Annotated in this window: 3 protein-coding genes; all 3 read right to left on the bottom strand. The window is 31.3% G+C overall.

All coding sequences use genetic code 11. The features are described 5' to 3' along the window. Positions 1 to 476: 476 nt before the first annotated feature. The 3 genes from K8Z87_RS13645 to K8Z87_RS13635 are packed head-to-tail and all read right to left on the bottom strand — an operon-like array spanning position 477 to position 3,622. Positions 477 to 1,556: a DNA cytosine methyltransferase gene (locus K8Z87_RS13645; RefSeq protein WP_227478132.1), complete on the bottom strand. Its 1,080-nt coding sequence runs from the start codon at positions 1,554 to 1,556 to the stop codon at positions 477 to 479. Positions 1,557 to 1,559: 3 nt separating this feature from the next. Further along, positions 1,560 to 2,432: a hypothetical protein gene (locus tag K8Z87_RS13640; protein ID WP_227478131.1), complete on the bottom strand. Its 873-nt coding sequence runs from the start codon at positions 2,430 to 2,432 to the stop codon at positions 1,560 to 1,562. Positions 2,433 to 2,434: 2 nt separating this feature from the next. Beyond that, positions 2,435 to 3,622, bottom strand: coding sequence for a hypothetical protein (locus K8Z87_RS13635; RefSeq protein ID WP_227478130.1), 1,188 nt, complete (start codon positions 3,620 to 3,622; stop codon positions 2,435 to 2,437). Between the last annotated feature and the right edge of the window lie 494 nt (positions 3,623 to 4,116).

The following is a 4,116-nucleotide window of genomic DNA, read 5'->3' as shown; positions in this document are numbered from 1 at the left end:
AAATGTCCGCTGTCAACCGCATATTGCGTTGATAAAATCAAATTACTATTGTAATTTATTTTATATGCAATTTCCAGCCGCTTGCCAGCCGCACAATAAAAGCTAACTTTTTACTTCTTTTAAAAATCGCGTAAACGATAAAATGTACGTGATAAAAAATTTTAGAAGATTCTCGTGGATTGCCACAAGAGCATAAATTTTGAAAAAAACAAAATTCTATGCACTTGTTGTATTTAGAATTCCAAATTGGCTTTTTTTTAGTTTCTAATATCTTTTGTCTTAAAACAAAAGAAACAAAAATTCAAGGCTGCATATAATTTTGGAAAGAATTAACGGCTCATTCGCTATATTTTAGGAAACTTCTGAATTGATTAAGATTGCTTCGAAGTCCAATTTATAGTTAGACTTCTTTACTTTATATATTACTAAACCCCTAAAATATGTACGCTCATTTCACCTATTGTTTAACCAAAATTTTATGAGGCCGTTTGAGCTTCTATTTTACATAATATTTTTTCTTCTAAAGAAAGCACCTCACTTTTAGATTTCGATTCCTTTTTAATATTATTTAGGTGATTTGATAAATCTGAATATATCTTTTTAGCCAAAGCTTCAGCTAAATTTACGGGAACTGCATTCCCAATCATTTTATAACCAGTATTTAAATTCTCATAAAAGAATAAAAAATCATCTGGAAATGTTTGTATTCTTGCACATTCTCTAATTGATAATCTTCTATAAAGTTTTGTGCTTCCGTGTGCAAATTTCATTACGTCCTTCTCTACTTTTACCATCTTTGGAGCCTGAGGATGTAAAGAAGCTTGTCTCCCACTCGCTTGAATTGTATAAGAAGGTAAATTCCAATCTAAAACTCTATTTCTTGACATAAAAATATACGAATATGTCCCTGTAAAGTATTCATGATTTGGAATTACACATTTTTGCGGTTGTGCCAAATTATCTTTAGAACTGATAGGTTTTACAGTAATATCTTTGAGATATTCTTTTACAAGTGTTTGTTTTTTATTTTTAGCTGGCGGCGAAAATCTTAAATTTAAATCTTTTCTATATCCAACTATTATTACTCTTTCACGTTTTTGAGGAACTCCATAATCTGCAGAATTCACTAAATTTATTGTAACATCATAACCAGCGTTATCCAGCAAGCTTTTTATTAATTCTACCGATTCCTTATGCTTTTCCGAAAGCATGCCTTTTACGTTTTCAGCTAGAAAAAAAAGAGGCTTTTTATCTTCCAATATTCTTATATATTCGAAAAATAATTTACCTCTAGGATCATTAATTCCTTTACCGTTACCTGCGGCACTCCAACTTTGGCAAGGCGGTCCACCTATAAGTCCTGAAATATTATTAGGAATATCACTAGATGGAATTTTTGAAACATCACCTATTTCAATCTCTGTATTTGGATGATTGAATTTGTATGTATCTAGAATGTTTTTGTCATTATCATTTGCCCAAACAACATTAAATCCAGCATTCTCAAAACCTCTATCTAGTCCACCACAACCAGAAAATAATGATATTAAATCCATATTTTATGCAGCTTCAAAATTTAATTCTTTTACACACCAATCTTTTACTAATAATCTAAGTGCATTGTCAATTGTTAAATTGCGACGATAAAGAGAAATAAAAATTCTTATTCTGTCGAATACCAAATTATAATCATCATTCGCTTTTTGGAATCTAATTTCATCCAAAGTACTAGCTACTAAAATTCCTATATTTAAATCAGCTGACCACATTACAAAATCTCTCCATGCTTTTTTCGAAACAGCTTTTTTCATATTCCAGTGATATCCAGCAGCAACTTGAATGAGCAATACAATTTGATTATTTCTACCGTCTTTATGTTCTTTCCAACCTATTATGTCTACACCTTTGTCCTTATCAGTATTTGCAGGACATCTGTCTTGAGATTTGATTTCATTAGTTTTAACAGCTAACTCTTCAATTTGAGCATTCAAACTCATACTATTTGGAAAACCAAGAACAATTGCATTACCATCTAAATAGGATGCAATTACATCTTTACCAATCCTTTCGAATAACTTAGTGCCATCTTCATCACCTTTAATCTTCTTAACGCCTTGCAGAGAAAAAACTAGGCACATAACATATTCAGGGACATCTTCCCAAGTATGTCCATTTCGCCTTACAACCTGATTATCATCTAAAGTAAAAATTGGATTGTCTCCCATCATTCTCTCACGTCTTTCTAATTCAGAATGAATATCTGCAACTAGAACTTCAGTTGAATGCACATCATCAGTTGAACCTATGCCATTTGCATTTAGCATATTAATTAATTTGGATTTAGACAGTCGGCTACTGTCGCATAGGATATATAGCTCTATCCAATCACATATTCTGAATATTGAATTAAAATCTGGTAAAATACTAATCATATTTACTTCAAATTTTCATTCAACGCATTCACTGCCTCAAGTAAGTCATTAGCTTGCTTAATTGAATCTTGTTTTCCTTTAAATTTATAAGCGATAGTTAGCGAGTTCTCAATTTTTCTTTGGGCTTCGTAAAGCTGTTTGTTGAAAAATTTCTCCTCGCCACCACTTCTTTCATATGCTTCTTCAATGTTACCATGTTTAATAAGATGTTCTGTGGCCGTTTCATCAGCTAAAATAGGTCCTAAACGTTTACCAATTAACCTGCTATCTTTAAACAGTGGTTCTATGTCATTACCATTACCAAATACCCAAGTAAAAACTTGAACGAACTTATCAGAATTATCATCATTAATTACATCATTACTAAGGTCTATTTTATTGTAATTTTCAATGTTCAGGTATTGTCGTAAGTCTGGTTTATTTGTAATCTCTGTTACAAGTGAAAATCTATTTCGTATTTGCTTAACGTTGAAATTATAATTACTTCTCAATTCCTTTAAAATTTTGTAAGCAGTATATTGTTTTTTTATTGAATCGGTACGGTCAGGAATAATTTTCCTAACGGATTGAATGCTTTCATTTAACGAAATATTTTTAGAACTTGACTCTTTCTCAATTAATTTAGCAAGATAAACAGCTTTTGCAAAAGCTTCCCATCTTAAATTTCCTGAAATATGGCGTATTCCTAAATATGGAGAAACATCTTCTTCGTTCAGATAAACAATAGCAGGAATTTGCTTTAAATCTTCAGTTACAATTGGATTATCAATAGCTGGAAAATCTTCAGTAACCCCAATTTTAGCCCTCAACTTTGCGTCAGTTAAAAGTTTTGCTGTTGCGGTCCTTCTATTACCCTCTAAAACTCTAAATTGTAGATTAGATTCCTGTGTGAGTTGTTCTAAATAATTTTGTAAATCATTAACATCTTGATATTGAGTTTCATCAAATTCAGCAGGTAAATTTATAGGTACAACAACTATAGGCTCTTCATCAAAATAACCATTAGAAACCATTGAAAAAGCAATTTCTTCTAAATCAAATTGTTCGTACAACACAGATAAGATTTCCTCTTCTTCTTTACCCATGTATTGCTCTGCTAATCTTGGGTTTTCATTATCCACTAGCAGTTGATTGAGCGGGATATTTAATTGTGGTCTTTTTCGACCTGCACCTGGAATTTTATCAGCCATTAAATATGGTTTTAAGAGCAGTAAATTTATATAAAATTAACTGTTTTCAGCTACAAGTTACATTATAAATTTAATCAATCCCATTCCACACACATTTTCCTCTACTCCTCTGCCCTTTCAGAAAAAGAGTGTTCCATTAACTGAGTAAAGAAAATTATAGATTAAATTTTTCTAGAATAAGATTGTTAACATGCGCTTTTAACCAAAGCCCATGTTGTACATAACGCAAGTACATTATAGGACAAATGCTATTATTGGTTATTTACTAAGGACATACCATTAGTCAACTATAATGATATTATGTAAAATATCCCAGAAGCTTTAGTATTAATGGTTTTAGTGTGCAGTACTTGGGCATTAAACTAGAAACGGTTTGCTTCGCAGATCTAAAAAAGCACATGTCCTATAATTTGCCGTTATGTCAAATGTCCGCTGTCAACCGCATATTGCGTTGATAAAATCAAATTACTATTGTAATTTATTTTATATGCAAT

The organism is Winogradskyella immobilis, from assembly GCF_021887715.1.
GTDB lineage: Bacteria > Bacteroidota > Bacteroidia > Flavobacteriales > Flavobacteriaceae > Winogradskyella > Winogradskyella immobilis.
This window is presented reverse-complemented; position numbering and strand designations above follow the sequence as displayed.

Excerpts from the sequence above, each read along its gene's own strand:
- K8Z87_RS13645 (WP_227478132.1), bottom strand. The coding sequence starts at position 1,556 with ATGGATTTAATATCATTATTTTCTGGTTGTGGTGGACTAGATAGAGGT.
- K8Z87_RS13640 (WP_227478131.1), bottom strand. The coding sequence starts at position 2,432 with ATGATTAGTATTTTACCAGATTTTAATTCAATATTCAGAATATGTGAT.
- K8Z87_RS13635 (WP_227478130.1), bottom strand. The coding sequence starts at position 3,622 with ATGGCTGATAAAATTCCAGGTGCAGGTCGAAAAAGACCACAATTAAAT.